This is a genomic window from Iodobacter arcticus, assembly GCF_042664895.1.
Classification (GTDB): Bacteria; Pseudomonadota; Gammaproteobacteria; order Burkholderiales; family Chitinibacteraceae; genus Iodobacter; species Iodobacter arcticus.
Genome location: NZ_JBHTBQ010000012.1, coordinates 111,571 through 127,304 on the forward strand (window position 1 = coordinate 111,571; position 15,734 = coordinate 127,304).

At 51.6% G+C, this 15,734-nt stretch carries 10 protein-coding genes; 5 read left to right on the forward strand and 5 right to left on the reverse strand.

All coding sequences use genetic code 11. The features are described from left to right. Positions 1–258: 258 nt before the first annotated feature. Positions 259–1,101, forward strand: coding sequence for a PhzF family phenazine biosynthesis protein (locus tag ACFQNF_RS07620; protein ID WP_380187408.1), 843 nt, complete (start codon positions 259–261; stop codon positions 1,099–1,101). Between the two features lie 229 nt (positions 1,102–1,330). On the opposite strand, the gene ubiB is transcribed toward ACFQNF_RS07620, so the two are convergent. The 4 genes from ubiB to ACFQNF_RS07640 all read right to left on the reverse strand — a co-directional run bounded on the left by ubiB (position 1,331) and on the right by ACFQNF_RS07640 (position 5,135). After that, complete coding sequence (gene ubiB, locus ACFQNF_RS07625) at positions 1,331–2,845, reverse strand: ubiquinone biosynthesis regulatory protein kinase UbiB (RefSeq protein ID WP_380187409.1); 1,515 nt, start codon at positions 2,843–2,845, stop codon at positions 1,331–1,333. A 498-nt stretch (positions 2,846–3,343) separates the two neighbouring features. Beyond that, positions 3,344–3,895, reverse strand: a complete 552-nt coding sequence (locus ACFQNF_RS07630) for a ubiquinone biosynthesis accessory factor UbiJ (protein WP_380187410.1) — start codon at positions 3,893–3,895, stop codon at positions 3,344–3,346. Continuing rightward, positions 3,895–4,632, reverse strand: a complete 738-nt coding sequence (ubiE, locus tag ACFQNF_RS07635) for a bifunctional demethylmenaquinone methyltransferase/2-methoxy-6-polyprenyl-1,4-benzoquinol methylase UbiE (RefSeq protein ID WP_380187411.1) — start codon at positions 4,630–4,632, stop codon at positions 3,895–3,897. Before ubiE ends, ACFQNF_RS07630 begins: the two co-directional genes overlap by 1 nt. A gap of 128 nt (positions 4,633–4,760) precedes the next feature. Further along, a complete protein-coding gene (locus ACFQNF_RS07640) occupies positions 4,761–5,135 on the reverse strand; it encodes a gamma-butyrobetaine hydroxylase family protein (RefSeq protein WP_380187412.1) in 375 nt (124 codons plus the stop codon). A 214-nt stretch (positions 5,136–5,349) separates the two neighbouring features. On the opposite strand from ACFQNF_RS07640, the gene phoB reads away from it, so the two are divergent. The 3 genes from phoB (at position 5,350) to tal (ending at position 8,794) form a co-directional block, all read left to right on the forward strand. Continuing rightward, positions 5,350–6,042 carry a phosphate regulon transcriptional regulator PhoB gene (gene phoB, locus ACFQNF_RS07645; protein WP_380187413.1) on the forward strand — a complete coding sequence of 231 codons (693 nt, stop codon included), beginning with the start codon at positions 5,350–5,352 and terminating at the stop codon, positions 6,040–6,042. 146 nt (positions 6,043–6,188) lie between these two features. Next, on the forward strand, positions 6,189–7,478 hold the full coding sequence (gene phoR / locus ACFQNF_RS07650) for a phosphate regulon sensor histidine kinase PhoR (protein ID WP_046352409.1): 1,290 nt from the start codon (positions 6,189–6,191) through the stop codon (positions 7,476–7,478). A 236-nt stretch (positions 7,479–7,714) separates the two neighbouring features. Next, entirely contained in the window at positions 7,715–8,794 is a 1,080-nt protein-coding gene (gene tal, locus ACFQNF_RS07655; protein WP_380187414.1) for a transaldolase, read from the forward strand. A gap of 129 nt (positions 8,795–8,923) precedes the next feature. Here the strand turns inward: tal and ACFQNF_RS07660 are convergent, their stop codons facing one another. Continuing rightward, positions 8,924–9,256, reverse strand: coding sequence for a hypothetical protein (locus ACFQNF_RS07660; RefSeq protein ID WP_380187415.1), 333 nt, complete (start codon positions 9,254–9,256; stop codon positions 8,924–8,926). Positions 9,257–9,747: 491 nt separating this feature from the next. Here ACFQNF_RS07660 and ACFQNF_RS07665 point away from each other — a divergent pair, with 491 nt between their 5' ends. Then, positions 9,748–15,522, forward strand: coding sequence for an alpha-2-macroglobulin family protein (locus ACFQNF_RS07665; RefSeq protein ID WP_380187416.1), 5,775 nt, complete (start codon positions 9,748–9,750; stop codon positions 15,520–15,522). Positions 15,523–15,734: the final 212 nt, after the last annotated feature.

A 15,734-nucleotide genomic window follows, 5' to 3' on the forward strand; every position in this document is an offset into this window, starting at 1 on the left:
AAGTGTGGTTTTTAGCGCTTTTATTGCTACAAAAAAGCTAAACACTCAAGCAAGCAATCGCTAACCGCGGCGCTAGCTCGCTATTTAAACTATAAATATTTACAAAAAAAAGCAAAAATAAAAACACATATAAAAAGTAATTAGTAAGCAAGTGAAATAAAATAGAAAGTATTAATGGCATAATCATGTAATCAATAATCTAATTGATCACATATTCCATTCACACCCGCTACTGCATCCACTTATTGGGCTACTGTTATGACGCTTTATCCTTTTCACCTGATTAATACTTTTGCTGAACGCCGTTTAAGTGGAAACCCGATTGTGGTGTTTACCCCTGATGAGATGCCCGATGAGCAAACACGTCAGACACTGGCATTCCAAATGGGTGTAGCAGAAACTGCTTTTATTGCCCAAACCGGCACGCAAGTTCATGTGCACTCCACCCAGCACGCGCTGCCTTTTTCCGTACAAGCCATGCTGGCCACTGCCGAAGCCACACACCCCAATGAATCGGGGCTGGCTGCCCAGGCATTTAAAACAAATAACGGTGAAACATGGCTATTACGCCAGAATGATCGTTGGTGGAGCCAGCTCGCCACCGCGCATACCCGCCCGGCACAGCACAACAATACAGAAATTGCGATAACCCTAGGGATTGCAGCTGGCGATATTGTTGGCGCACCTTTATTTGTGGATTGCGGGCTAGAGCAACTGATTGTGCAGGTGCGATCTCAGCAAGCAGTACTACAAACTTCGCCCCAAGCTGCGTCCTTGGCCAAGCTGGCTGAATCAAGTAAAAACTTACCGCAGGTAGCGGTATGGAGTAATGATGGCGATCATATTACCCTCAGGTTTTTTTCCTGTGATGCCTTTAATGTGTACGAGGACTTTGGTGCAGGCACCGGGGCTGCCAATATTGCAGGCTGGCTGATGGCTTCAGGGCAAAGCGCCCCGTTTACATTACGTATCGAACAAGGCCTGACCATACATCGCTTAATCAGCCGGCTGAGCGTGATTCACGTTGACGTTGATGCGCAGCGCAATATCCGCGTGGGTGGCAATACGCATCGGGTAGGCGGGGGAACGCTGGAGTTTTAAGTTTTTGCCTGTGGGCTGAGAAAACACTTAAAACGCAGGACAAACAGCTGAATATATCCGCTGTTTGTCTTATTAGGAAGCCAGACAGCCTGTAGAAAAATGGCATAGCCGCAAAAGCCTTGTTAAAGACCGTGGCTAAAACCACTCCTACCGTACTCACTCAAGGCCTAAGGCCCTTTGTGAAACCCCGTGTTCTGCGCAAATCGGGCAGATTCGGTTTTAACTGATCTTACTTAAACCACCATGTTAGCAATCCACCCGCCAAGAGCGTGGCGATGATGCCTAGTAGCCAGTTGCGTTTTTTCTGCTCCCACATCAGACCGCTATAGCCTGCCATCAATAGCTCGGTGTGGTTTTGATCGAGCAAGACGCCTAATTTACGCGGCAGCATCGGCAATAAAGCGGCCCATTGCGGTGCTTCTTTTTTTAGATTGCGCAGCATGCCACGCCAGCCGATTTGCTCGTGCATCCAGCGCTCTAAAAACGGCATGGCAGTTTGCCAGAGGTCTAAATCCGGATCGAGCTGACGGCCTAAACCTTCGATATTCAAGAGCGTTTTTTGCAGTAAAACCAGCTGCGGCTGAATTTCCACATTAAAGCGGCGCGAGGTTTCAAATAGACGCAGCAAAACTTGGCCAAAGGAAATTTGCGAAAGCGGCTTATTAAAAATCGGCTCGCAAACGGTGCGTACCGCCGCTTCTAATTCCTCTACCCGCGTGTCTTTAGGCACCCAGCCCGATTCAATATGAGCGGTGGCTACACGGTGATAATCGCGATTAAAAAACGCTAAAAAGTTAATCGCCAAGTATTGTTTATCGCTATCAGACAGCGTGCCAACAATCCCAAAATCTAAAGCAATATAACGATTATCTGCCGCCACCAAGATATTGCCGGGGTGCATATCCGCATGGAAAAACCCATCTCTGAATACTTGGGTAAAAAATATTTCCACCCCAAAGCGGGAAAGCTTTTTTAAATCCATCCCCGCCGCCAGCAGCTCATCAATGCGCCCGACCGGAATACCATCCATCCACTCCATCACAAACACTTCACGCGCACAAAAATCGTAAAAAACTTCGGGCACCAAGAGCTGGCTGGAGTTTAAAAAATTACGGCGCAACTGGCTGGCGTTTGCCGCCTCGCGCATCAGATCAAGCTCGTCGTGCAGATAGCGATCAAACTCGGCCACCACTTCTCGAGGGCGCAAACGCTTACCGTCGGCGGAGAGTTTTTCTAGCAGTACCGCCATGATGCGCATCAGCGCCAGATCAGATTCAATCACCGGCAAGATATCGGGCCGTAAGACTTTCACCGCCACCACTCGCCCATTATGTAAGCGCGCCTTATGCACCTGCGCCACCGATGCACTGGCGACGGGCTGATGCTCAAACTCGGCAAACAGCTCATCCAATTTGCGGCCCAAACTCGCCTCAATCACAGCTACCGCTGTCGCTGCGGCAAAGGGCGGCACATCGTCTTGTAATTTCGCCAGCTCATCGGCAATATCCAGCGGCATCAAATCGCGGCGCGTAGATAGAACCTGACCAAACTTAACAAAGATCGGCCCTAATTCTTGCAGCGCCAAGCGCAGACGCTCGGCCCTAGGCGCACTCAAATCACGGCGAGAGAGTAAGAATTGAATCAGCTTACCCAAGCCACGCACACGCTCATGGCCGAGTAAAAACTCATCCAGACCATAGCCAAAAATCACACGGACAATTTTAATTAAACGAGAAAGACGCATTAGTTCAACTTAAGAGAGAGGTGATGCAGGTAAAGGGTTAGCATCGTAGGGCGAAACCCCATGTGCGCTAAGCAAACTCAAAAAGACCTTTTTAGTGCCTTCGGCACATTTATTTAGGTGCGGCATCCCCGCGGGGACTCACTTTCTTGAACGGCCAAGAAAGTAAGCAAAGAAAGCCGCCCCGACCAGCACGAAGGCCCCTCATCTGCGGACAATCGAGCGGCGGCTGCGGAACTCGCTTCGCTCAAACAGGCATCAAAGAAACCCCGCCCGCTTGTTCCTCGCTTCGGCGTGCTTCAAGGGGACTCTAAAGCCCTATGCAACGAACCGAGACACAAACACTGAGAACTGAGAAGCTGAGTTTAAAAAATATAAGACTTAATGAAAAACCTATTTTTCTCCGTGAAACTCCGTGTCCTCGGTGCTCTCCGTGGTTCAAGATTTGGGTTTACTGCTTAATATTCATTACATGTGCAAATTTGGCGGCTTGCACCCGCCTTATATTAATTTCGCAGCCCGCTTTTCCAGCCTTGCCAGCGCATCACGTAATTCATCTACTTCATTGCAAAACTGATTCACATCGCGCTTATGCGCCAATAGCGGGGCTTCGTCGCGCCAGTATTCGGCTAAATTCACCACTAATCTCGAGCCCATTGCGCCTGGAATGCCGCCGATTGTTCCAGCGATACTCACCAGTCTTTGCGTCGCCACATCGCCAATCAGCTTGGATAACTCTTCTGCCGCATCCCAGCGCAGGCCACTCAGCACATGGCCGATGCGGCTGCCTAATTCGCTATCACCGCTCAGGCGCACATGGCGGGCGGCGGCGGTTTTATCTTGCATGCGGTGGGTAAAAAAGCTTAAAGGCAAATCAAGCGTGGCTTCTGCTTCGGCCTTGCTTTCTGCTAAGCGGCCATCATTCATCAGCACCAAGGTTTCGCTCACTAGCGGCAGGGAAATCTTGATGCTACGGCCAGCGAATTGCGCAAGCTCAGCCTTAGCTGCCGCGTCCTGCGCCAAAAGGCGATTGAGTACGGCGGCCAGTAGCATTAGATTTTTGTCCCTTTATGCAGGGCAACCACGCCACCCGTCATATTATGGAAATCAACACGGCCAAAGCCTGCGTCTTTCATCATTTGCTTGAGCGTTTCTTGATCAGGATGCATACGGATCGATTCAGCCAGATACTGGTAAGAATCGGCATCGTTTGCCACCAGCTTGCCCATAAATGGCAGCAATTTAAACGAGTAGATATCGTAAGCAGGTTTGAGCGGAGCCCATACTTTAGAGAATTCCAATACCAGCAAGCGCCCGCCCGGCTTTAAGACCCGGCACATTTCAGCCAACGCCACATCTTTATGCGTCATATTTCTCAGGCCAAACGCCACCGAAACACAGTCAAAATAATGATCCGGAAACGGTAGTTTCTCAGCATCGCACTGCGCCACTGGCAGGGCATAGCCTTGATCCAGCAGGCGATCACGCCCCACGCCCAGCATCGAGCTATTGATATCGGTCAGCCATACTTGGCCGGTTTTACCTACTTTTTTAGCAAAGGCTTTGGATAAATCGCCCGTACCACCGGCAATATCCAGCACCTTGTCCCCCGCTTTCACGCCGCTGGTTTCAATGGTGAAGAATTTCCAGATGCGATGTAAACCACCTGACATTAAGTCATTCATCACATCGTATTTTTTAGCCACCGAATGAAAAACCTCAGCGACTTTTTGCGCTTTTTCGGATTCGTTAACCGTTTTAAAACCAAAATGGGTACTTGGATCGCTCATTATTTTCTCTCATTAGATGGCGGGGTTTTCCCGTCCTACATTTACTCGTGCAATCTGTCACATCATCGTTTTCGTAGGGCGGGTGCAACCCGCGTACTTTTCAGCATTGCTCGCAGGTTGCACCCAACCTACCTAATTCTTGAAGCTCCAGCCTCTGCAAGCTTATCTAAATAATTCTGCCAATTTACTGCCTGATTACGCCCCAGCTCATAAAGATGATCCCAAGAATAAAGTCCTGAATCATGCCCATCATCAAATACCAGTTTCACTGCATAATTACCCACCGGCACAATATCAACGATATTGACGTCCGCCTTACCAACTTGCAATGTACCGGGGCCGCCACCGTGGCCGCGCACTTCGGCTGAAGGGCTATATACCCGCAGGTATTCGCAGGGCAATATAAAACAGCTCCCCTCGTCAAAATGAATCTCCAGCTGCTTTGAAGCTTGATGAAGTTTTATCTCGACGGGTAAAGGTGTTGTTTTTGATAGTCCGGACATGTGCAGGAGAACTCTTTGATGTAACACCCGCATAATACCCCGCGCGAGCCCCTGCTAACAGCAGCTTGCGGCCAGATACGCTGCCACTTAGTGTAAAAAATACGACACAAGTAATAAAAATAAGACCACTTTTGCCAGACTTGTCATATTAAATACATATTCAGGCCTTAATCTTGCAACAAATGTGGAACTTTATTCCGCGAGGTCAATCGCTATGCCCGCTAATATCTTACTTGTTGAAGACGAACCCGCCATTCAAGAGTTGATTGCTTTCAACTTATCCCAGGCCGGGCACCATGTAATGCGCGCCGACTCCGCAGAAAGCGCACAAAACATTGTACGTAATGCCCTGCCCGATTTGATTTTGCTCGATTGGATGCTACCCGGCATGACTGGCATTGATTTTGCCAAAAAGCTACGCGCTGAAGAGCGCACCCGGCAAATTCCTTTGATCATGCTAACAGCCAGATCAGACGAGCAAGATAAAGTCATCGGTCTGGAAACGGGCGCAGATGATTACATCACTAAGCCTTTTAGCCCACGCGAATTGCAAGCGCGGATTAAGGCTGTACTTCGTCGCCGCGCACCGCAAATTACAGATGACACGGTTGAAGTACAGGGCCTGCGCCTAGACCCTGCCACCCACCGCGTCACTGGCAATAGCGAAACCATCGATCTTGGCCCTACCGAATTTCGCCTGCTGCACTTCTTTATGACCCACCCGGAACGCGTCCATTCGCGCGCGCAATTGCTCGATCATGTTTGGGGTGATCATGTGTTTGTAGAAGAGCGAACGGTGGATGTGCATATCCGCCGCTTGCGATCCGCCTTAGAATCAACCAATTTTGATCGTTTAATTCAAACAGTACGCGGCACGGGCTACCGCCTTTCTGCACATAATAATTAACGACAAGCCTGTCTCGTTTAGCGATAATATCCTTACATAAAGCTTTTCGAAAATACTGCCGATTGCTTGTGCGGAAATGTTGGACGTTTAAGATAAGCCTTAGCTTTTAAAAAAGGCGAGTGTTTTTCCTCTGGATATAAAACCGAATGCTTTGGCTACGATCTCTGATTCACTATCTTGTAATGGCAATATTTTCTGCCTCTATTGGTGCTCTTTTTGGTCTGATTTACGGCATGGCCACCGCGATAGGCTTGTTATCTTGCTCGGTTCTCTATCACTTAGTAAATCTTGGCCGCTTACACCGCTGGGTAGAAAACTCACGCGTTGATAATGTGCCCAGTGGCATTTTGCTATGGCAGGAAGTGTTTGATCGGGTTTATAACCAGGTCAGGCTGCAAAGCAAAATTAAAGAACGTCTTACCAATACGCTCGATCGCTTTACCAATGCCAGTGAAGCGCTGCCTGATGGGGTGGTGATTCTGGATGAGCATGACAGAATCGAATGGTGCAATCGCTCTGCCGCCCAGCATATGGCCATCAACCGTGTGAGCGATGTGTGGCAAGTGATCAGCAATATTGTTCGTCATCCATCGCTGCGAGAATACTTGCGCAGCCAGGACTTTGCTCATCCTTTAGTGCTGCATACTCACCGCCCGCAGGAGCAAGTTTTATCTGTGCAACTTGTGCCTTTTGATTCTAGCCGTAAGCTACTGCTATCCCGCGATATCACCCAGCTAGATCGTGTGCAAACCGTGCACCGCGATTTTGTGGCCAATGTATCGCACGAGCTGCGCACCCCACTGACGGTAGTGGGTGGTTTTATCGAAACCATGATCGATATGCCCGATACCGATGCGCATACCCGCGGCCAGCATTTACAGCTGATGTACGATCAAACCCAGCGTATGCAGCGCCTGGTTGACGATTTACTGACCCTTTCCCGCCTGGAAAGCGGCCAGCAAATGCGTGAAGAAGAAGTCGATGTGCCTCAGCTAATGCGTCTTTTGGCCGCCGAAGCAGAAGGCTTATCCCAAGGCCGCCATATTGTAACCATTGGGCATTTAGATGCTATCCGCCTGATAGGCAATCACGACGAGCTGCATTCTGCTTTTGGTAATCTGGTGTCTAATGCCATTCGCTACACGCCCAATGATGGCGAAATCACACTGGCTTGGCATCTAAATAATGATCACGGCATATTTAGTGTGCAGGATTCGGGCATCGGTATTTCCCCCGAACACGTACCCCGCCTAACCGAGCGCTTTTACCGGGTAGATCGTGGCCGTTCGCGCTCTACAGGCGGCACCGGCCTTGGTTTAGCCATAGTCAAGCACATTATTCAGCGCCATCAGGCGCAGCTTCTGGTGCAATCCAAATCAGGGGAAGGAAGTTTGTTTTCTGTGAAATTCCCACCGCAACGCGTCATTAATAATTAAGTTTTATCTTGCGTGGGCCACACCAGCCCACGCAAACTACTCCTCATACTCCCTTATTTCCTTCCCCCTAGCCAAACAGCATAAAGCGGTTGCTGAAATTCACCTTGTGTCAACCTTCGTGAATCTTAAAAAATAGTAATAATTTTTGTCTCATCACAAATGCTAAAAAGCTCGGGATGGGGGATAATTTGCAAGGAAGCATTTATTTCTTTTATTTCTAATCTGAGGCGCCACCCATGAGTAAAATCGCTGCAATTAAGCCCCTAGGTCAAAGCATCTGGCTGGATAATTTATCGCGTGGTCTGATCCAATCTGGCGATCTAGCCAAGATTTTGAAAGAAGACGGTATTGTCGGTGTGACGTCTAACCCAGCGATTTTCTTCAAATCAATCAGCTCTGATCCGCTTTACACGGGTGACTTAGCAGAATTAAAAAAACAAGATTTAACTGCCGAGCAACGCTACGAAGCGCTGGTCATCCCCGATCTGCAAGCCGCTTGCGATGTAACCCGCGCCATTTACGACGAAACCAACGGTAAAGACGGCTATGTATCGCTGGAAGTATCCCCAACGCTATCGCACGATACCTTGGGCACCATCTCTAATGCAAAGCGCCTCTGGGCCGCCGTTAATCGCCCTAATCTGATGATTAAAGTACCTGCTACCTCGGCAGGCGTGATCGCCATTGAAGAGCTGATTGCCTCTGGCCTAAACATCAACGTAACCCTGATGTTTAACCTTAAACACGTTGACGAAGTGCTAACCGCCTATATCCGCGGCCTAGAAGCACGCGTTGCTGCGGGCCTGCCAGTGGATCGCGTTCACGCCGTAGCGTCCGTATTCCTATCCCGCGTAGACAGCCTGATCGATCCACAACTGGAAGCGATTGGCAGCAGCGAGGCGCTAGCTCTGCGTGGTGAAGTGGCTAAATCGTTTGTAAAAATCTCTTACGAGCATTACAAAAAGCTCTTCCACGGCACACGCTTTGCAGCGCTGAAAGCACTGGGTGCAAACCCACAGCGCATGCTTTGGGCCTCTACCGGCACCAAAAACAAAGCCTATAGCGATGTGATGTACGTGGCAGACCTGATCGGCCCAGAAACAGTAAACACCGTACCAGATGCAACGCTCGATCTATTCCGCGACCACGGCGTAGCCGCGCTGACGCTTGAAACAGGCACAGACAAAGCTGTTGCCAATATGGCTGCACTGCGTAAGCTGGGGATTAACTACAACCTACAAGGCGAGCAGCTACAAACCGAAGGCCTGAAGCAATTTGACGAAGCCTTTGTAAAACTGCTGGCACTGACTGCTTAAATCTTGATGATTTGAAATAGTAAGAGCGCACAGGGTGCGCTCTTTTTTTATCTTGATAAAACGTAGGGCGGGTGCAACCCGCCGTTTTCCATAATATGTCATGCCAAAATCTGGCGGGTTGCACCCGCCCTACACACTCTTCTCTTTACGAATCAGCAAATAAATCAAATACACCATCAATACCGGCACGGCCAATGAAAGTAGCGCGGGCAATAGGCAGGCCAATACGGCGAATAGGCCTATTGCTAAAATGAGTAGGGCTACGCCAGAAAATACAAAAAATAGAATCGCGCCCACAATCAGTAAGACGGGAATAGCAATCAGCATATCAGCACCACTACTCGCCCATTGCCAATTATCCCCATCGCCGCTAAAACTTAAGCTCATATTTTGATTAAGAAAATCTGCACCCAAGTACACTGCGAGCACCAATAGTAATACTGCAATCAGTATATTTTTCATCGCGAAGTCCAATATCCTCAGTTGGAATAAGCCCAGTATGCCGCCATGGCAGATCAATGAAAACGGCAGAAAGACAGATTGCCGTTTTGCTAGCGCAGACTGCAAATTTCACAGGGTGGAATGCAAGTAGTGGCGAATTTGCACACTCTTTACCTTAAAAAGCGCATTCCTAAGCAGGGCAATAGATTAGCTCATACAATTTCAAGAGCTGGCAAATCAAGCGCAGTTTTGTAGGCCGAGTGAAACCCAATCCTATCAGCTTAAGCAAAACCAACGGGAAATGGCGCTTTTGTAGGTTGGGTTAGCTGGTTTATTCGCCTATTTTAGGGGCGGATAAACCAGCGTAACCCAACATTTAAGCGTAAACAAAATGTTGGGTTACGCGATAAAACCCGCTAACCCAACCTACGAATGCCACTTAAGTTGATAGGATTGGGGTGAAACCCACGAGCAATACAAAGTTAAAACACACAGCCCCCTAGCCGAGCCCCATGATGAACAAAGCCTTGCAGATTTGCTTGCCCGCTTTCCAGCTTTTATCTCGCGGGGCGTCTTGGGTTTTAACGCTGCTATTTGGCGAGGTGAACTGGCAAGCGCCAACTTGGCTCAAGAAGTTAGCACTGTGGCTAGAGGCTGGCGTTCGCTGGATGCGGGCCAAGCCCAAGCAGGCGGGGATTGCTCTGCTGGCTTTTGCCCTAATGGCAACGGGTGGAGTGATGGGTTGGCGCTGGTATCAGGCTCAGCCTAAGCCGCAACGGGTAAGCTATGTGGTCACCGCACCCGCGCTCACGCCTTATGATGAAAAAGACCGGCCGCAGCCTTTGCCCTTGGTGGTGGAATTTAACGAATCCGCAGCACCACTTAAGCAAATTGATCAGCCCGCAGGCGATGGCGTGCAACTCTCCCCAGCCCTGGCTGGAAGCTGGGTTTGGGAAGGCGATAGAAAACTGGTGTTCCGCCCCAAGGCCGACTGGCCGATTGATGCCGAGTTTGAAGTGTCGCTCGCTAAGAAAAAGCTCTTTGCCGAAAGCGTAAAGCTAGAGGAATACAGCTTTACCTTTAAGACCGCGCCCTTTGCCTCCAATGTGGCCGAATCGCGCTTTTACCAAGACCCACGCGACGCAAATCTTAAAAAACTGGTCGCCACCTTACACTTTAGCCATCCGGTAGACCCCACCAGCATTCAGAAAAACATCAGCCTGAAGCTAGGCGGCGGTTTGGGCTATCAGAGCGACAAGGTTCCGCCTTATTCGATTAGCTTTGATAAAGCCAAGCTCAATGCCTTTATCCATTCCGCCCCGCTCACCGTGCCCAAAGAAGACAGCGATATTCTGCTGACCTTAGCCAAAGGCGCTCAAGCCGCGCAGGGCGGCAATGCACTGGATGAAGAATTGATCAGCAAAATCAGCGTACCCGGCCTCTACAGCCTGCGCTTTGATAAGGTACAAATGCTGCTGGCCGATAACGAGCGCTACGAGCCAGAGCAAGTGGTGATGCTCAGCAGCAATGTGCCAGTTTCCGAAGCGGCGCTCAAAGGCAAAGTACGTGCCTGGCTGCTGCCGGAATATCCGCCCAATACGCCAAAAGAAGATCAGCGCGGCGTGTATCAATGGGGTGCCAGCCAAGTTGGGCAGGCCGTGCTCACCCAAGCCCTGCCGCTGAAAGCGCTGCCGGGTGAAGAAGAACACGGCACGCAGCATAGCTGGAAATTCTCTGCCCCCGTTGGGCGTTCGGTGTTTTTACAAGTGGATGCCGGTGTGCAGGCTTTTGGTGGCTATCAGTCTGGCAAGGTGATGACGCGGGTGTTTCAGGTTGCGCCTTATCCCAAAGCGATCAAGCTCTTATCCAATGGCGCGCTGCTTTCTATGGCGTCGGATAAAAAAGTAGCCTTTGTGGCGCGTGGCCTCAGCGGTGTTCGTATCGAAGTAGGCCGCTTGCTGCCTAATCAGTTGCATCATTTGGTCGACCAAAATAATGGCAACTTTGCCAAACCTGAAATTGCCGATCAGTATTTAGATACCTTGGTAGAACGCTTCACAGAAGAGCGCACCCTGCCCGCCACCGATCCCGGCAAGCCTTATTACGACAGCATCGATCTCACCCGCTATCTGGCCGATAAAACCGGGAACCGTCGCGGCGTATTTATGCTGAAACTCACGCCTTTTGATCCTAAAGCGCCTAAAAACCGTGAAGACGAGCCGAGCGATAGCCGCTTTATTCTGGTTTCTGATTTAGGTGTGCTCGCCAAAACAGCGGTGGACAATAGCAACGATGTGTTTGTGCAATCGATCTCCAGCGGCGACGCCATTGCTGCTGCCACGGTAGAGGTGATCGGCCGCAACGGGCAAACCGTTGCCAGCAGCCAGACCGATGCACTAGGCCGCGCTCATTTCCCTGCGCTTAAAGATTTAGCCCGTGAAAAAGCGCCGCTGATGTATCTGGTGAAACTTGGGGAGGATGTGTCGTTTCTGCCGATCAACCGCTACGACAGGCAGCTAAATCTATCGCGCTTTGATATTGGCGGCGTAGCCAATGCCGTTTCGGCGCAGCAGCTCAGCAGCTTTGTGTTTTCAGACCGAGGCATGTATCGCCCCGGCGAAACCGCCTATATCCACAGCATTACCCGCACCGCCAACTGGGCAGGCTCTTTGGCAGGCTTGCCGCTGGAAATCGAAATCACCGATCCACGTGGGCAAACTGTTAAAAAAGACAAAATCAAGCTATCGGCCAGCGGCTTTGACAGCATTGATTTTGCCAGCAGCGAAACCTCGCCCAGCGGCGATTACCAAATCGGCGTTTATCTGGTCAAAGGCAAAGAGCGCGGAGAACAGATTGGCAGCGGCAGCATCAAGATCAAAGAATTCGAGCCTGACCGCATGAAGGTGAACGCCACGCTGAGCAATGCACCGGTAGAAGGCTGGATTAAGCCCGAAGACATCAAGGCCAATGTAAAAGTCATGCATCTGTTTGGCAGCCCAGCCGGTGGGCGGCGTGTAGAAGGCGAAATGATCTTAACGCCTAGCGTGCCTGCCTTTGCGGCCTTTGCCCAATATCGCTTTAGCGAAGCGGGCCAGTTGAAAGAGCCATTTAGAGACGCCCTGCCGTCGGCCACCAGCAACGATCAGGGGGACGCCGAGCTAACGCTTAATCTGGCGCGCTTTGCCCGCTCTACCTATCAGCTGCATTTAACTGCCCGCGCTTTTGAATCTGGCTCTGGCCGCGGTGTGGCGGCGGAAAGCGCCGTGCTGGTTTCATCCGCCCCCTATTTAGTCGGGGTAAAAAGCGATGGCGAGCTTGGATATATCCAGCGCAATGCCAAACGCGCCGCGCACTGGCTGGCGATTGCGCCCAACCTTAAACCGATCGCCGCAGAGCAGCTCACCCTTAGCTGGGTAGAGCGAAAATATGTGTCGGTGCTGGTAAAGCAACCCGATGAAACTTACAAATATCAATCGCGTAAAAAAGAAATTAACCGCGATAGCAAGCCGCTCAGCCTGCCCGCCAGCGGCAGCAATCTGACACTGCCCACAGCGGAGCCGGGTGATTTTGCGCTGGTGGTGAGAGGGCCAGATGGCGCAGAGCTAAACCGCATCGAATACACCGTGGTGGGCGCGGCCAATATTGCCCGCTCTTTAGAGCGCAATGCCGAGCTGCAACTCACGCTCAACAAGAAAGACTACAAGCCCGGCGACGAAATCGAGATCAATATCCGCGCGCCCTATACCGGCGCAGGGCTGATCACCATCGAGCGCGATAAAGTCTATAGCCACGTTTGGTTTAAGGCCGACACAACTAGCTCGGTACAAAGAATTACCCTGCCTAAAGACTTTGAAGGCAATGGCTATATATCAGTGCAATTTATCCGCAGCCCAAGCAGCGATGAAGTCTATATGAGCCCGCTTTCTTACGGCGTAGTGCCGTTTGCGGTGAATTTAGACGCAAGGCGCTTGGATGTAAAAATCGCCAACGCCAAAGAAGTGAAGCCGGGGCAAAAGCTGGAGCTTAAAGTATCCAGCAATCAGGATGCCCGCGTGGTGGTGTTTGCAGTAGATGAAGGCATCTTGCAAGTGGCGCGTTATAAAACGCCTCAACCACTGGATTTCTTCTTCCAGAAACGCGCTTTGGATGTACGCACCAGCCAGATTCTGGACTTGATCCTGCCGGAATTCTCGCGCCTGATGCAAGGCGCTGCGCCGGGAGGGGATGCCGCAGGAGCGCTGGGCAAGCACCTGAATCCGTTTAAACGTAAACGCCAGCCTGCCGTGGCGTGGTGGTCCGGGCTGATCGACGTGGGGCCGCAGGGCAAAACGCTGAGCTATACCGTGCCGGATACTTTTAACGGCAAATTACGATTGATGGCCGTGGCGGTAACGGCGGATAAAATCGGTGTATTTGAAGGCGGCACGCAGGTGCGCGGCGATTTAATTCTTAGCCCGAACGTGCCTTATGCCTTGGCCCCCGGCGACGAATTCACCGTCAGCGTGGGCGTGTTTAATAATCTGCGCGCACCTGGCAAGGCCGCGGTGCAACTAAAGCTGGACGCCGATGCCGCCTTTACGCTGATCTCACCAGCGCTGCAAAACCTGAGCATAGACGGGCAGCGCGAGGCCAATGCCGAGTTCCGCCTGAAAGCCAACGCAGTGCTCGGCTCTGGCTCGCTGCGCTTTACCGCCAGCAGCGGTGGTAAGCAAGGCATTGCCCGGGATGCCGTCAGCATCCGCCCGGCCGTGCCTTATTCCACCAAGCTGACTGTCGGGCGCTTTGATAAGAGTAGCGAGGAGGTCGCACTCAGCCGTGTGCTGTTTAACGAGCACCGCAAGGTGATCGCTGGCGTGGCGGGTTCACCCTTGGTTTGGGCTCAGGGTTTGGCCAGCTATCTGGATGGCTACGGCTATAGCTGCACCGAGCAGGTCATTAGCAAGGGCTTCCCCGCCCTGCTACTCCCAAATCTGGACAGAGCCAAAACGCAGGCTGCGTTTAGCAAGCTGATCCAGACTCTTGCCGAGCGGCAAAATGACGACGGCAGCTTTGGCCTCTGGGCCAGCAATCCCGATATCTCGCGCTTTGCATCGGTGTACGCCGTGCATTATCTGCTGGAAGCCTCAGAGCGCGGCCTGCCGGTTAGCCGCGATATGCTAGCCAGAAGCAATGCCTGGCTGGAGCAACTGGCCACCGGCAGCAGCCAAAATCTGGCCGAGGCCAGAGAGCGTGCCTACGCGATCTACCTCCTCAGCCGCCAAGGCACCATGACCAGCGGCATGATCGCCTCCTTGCAACAGGAGCTGGACGCGCATCACGCCAAGACTTGGCAGCAAGATCTGACCGCCGCCTACTTAGCCGCCAGCTACAAGCTGCTCAAACAAGATGCCTTGGCGAATAAATTATTTAAAGCCGTGCCGTGGCGCTTGATTGGTAAAAATAATCAGGCCGAAACCTATTACGACCCTACCGTGCACGATGCACAACGCCTCTATTTGCTGGCCCGCCACTTTAAAGAGCAGCTGAGCAGCGTGCCTGCCAGCGAGCTCAGCGAATTAGGCAAGGCCATCAGCAGCCAAAACTACCACTCGCTGTCTGCGGCCTATCTGATGCTGGGCCTTGAGGCCTACGGTGGCAATGCCGGCACATTTACGCTGGCCGAAGTCGATAAAAGCGGCAAGGTTAGTAAGCTGGAAAACAGCGCCGCGCTATCCACCAGCGCCCACCGCGCCCGCTTCGGCAAAGAAGGCGCACTGCCCGGCTTTTATCTGCTCAGCGAATCGGGCTTTGATAAAACCCCGCCAAGCAGCCCCATTAAGCAAGGCGTGGAAGTAATCCGTGAATACACGGACCTCACCGGTAAAGTAATCAGCAAGGTGAAGATAGGCGAAGAGTTTTTAGTCCGCCTGCGCCTGCGCGCAGATCAGGCCGCCTCACAAATGGCGATTGTCGAGCTGCTTCCCGGCGGCGTAGAAATCGTGCCATCGCCTAAAGAAGAAACGCCAGAAGTGATAGAGGGAGAAGGCGAGGGAGAAGCGCCACAACGCCCGACGTGGCAAGCGCCTCTGGGTGAAAAACAATCAAACTGGCGGCCGGATTACCTCGATATGCGCGACGACAGAATCGTGCTGTACGGCAGCATCAGCAAAGACGCCGCCACCTTCGTCTACCGCCTACGCGCCACCCACGCTGGCCTATTCACCAGCCCTGCGCCTTACGCAGAAGGCATGTACAGCAAACAACAAGGCCGTGGCGTGGCTGGAAAGCTGGAGATTGTGAAGCCTTGATGTTGGGGAGTTGGGAGTGGGTAATTCGTAGGGCGCACTCGAAGCGAAGCGCAGTGCGCCAAGCCAGCCAATCCAAACCAATCCCCCCCAAAAAATGACCACCCATGCAATACGCCAAACAAACCACGGATCAGCTAAACTATTACACTCTAATCCTGATCTGCATGGCGCACTGCGCTTTCGCTGAACAACTCTTCGAGTTGCACGCAGAG

Bases quoted from the DNA above. Each gene is read 5' to 3' on its own strand.
- ACFQNF_RS07620 (WP_380187408.1), top strand. From the start codon at position 259: ATGACGCTTTATCCTTTTCACCTGATTAATACTTTTGCTGAACGCCGT.
- ubiB (WP_380187409.1), bottom strand. From the start codon at position 2,845: ATGCGTCTTTCTCGTTTAATTAAAATTGTCCGTGTGATTTTTGGCTAT.
- ACFQNF_RS07630 (WP_380187410.1), bottom strand. From the start codon at position 3,895: ATGCTACTGGCCGCCGTACTCAATCGCCTTTTGGCGCAGGACGCGGCA.
- ubiE (WP_380187411.1), bottom strand. From the start codon at position 4,632: ATGAGCGATCCAAGTACCCATTTTGGTTTTAAAACGGTTAACGAATCC.
- ACFQNF_RS07640 (WP_380187412.1), bottom strand. From the start codon at position 5,135: ATGTCCGGACTATCAAAAACAACACCTTTACCCGTCGAGATAAAACTT.
- phoB (WP_380187413.1), top strand. From the start codon at position 5,350: ATGCCCGCTAATATCTTACTTGTTGAAGACGAACCCGCCATTCAAGAG.
- phoR (WP_046352409.1), top strand. From the start codon at position 6,189: ATGCTTTGGCTACGATCTCTGATTCACTATCTTGTAATGGCAATATTT.
- tal (WP_380187414.1), top strand. From the start codon at position 7,715: ATGAGTAAAATCGCTGCAATTAAGCCCCTAGGTCAAAGCATCTGGCTG.
- ACFQNF_RS07660 (WP_380187415.1), bottom strand. From the start codon at position 9,256: ATGAAAAATATACTGATTGCAGTATTACTATTGGTGCTCGCAGTGTAC.
- ACFQNF_RS07665 (WP_380187416.1), top strand. From the start codon at position 9,748: ATGATGAACAAAGCCTTGCAGATTTGCTTGCCCGCTTTCCAGCTTTTA.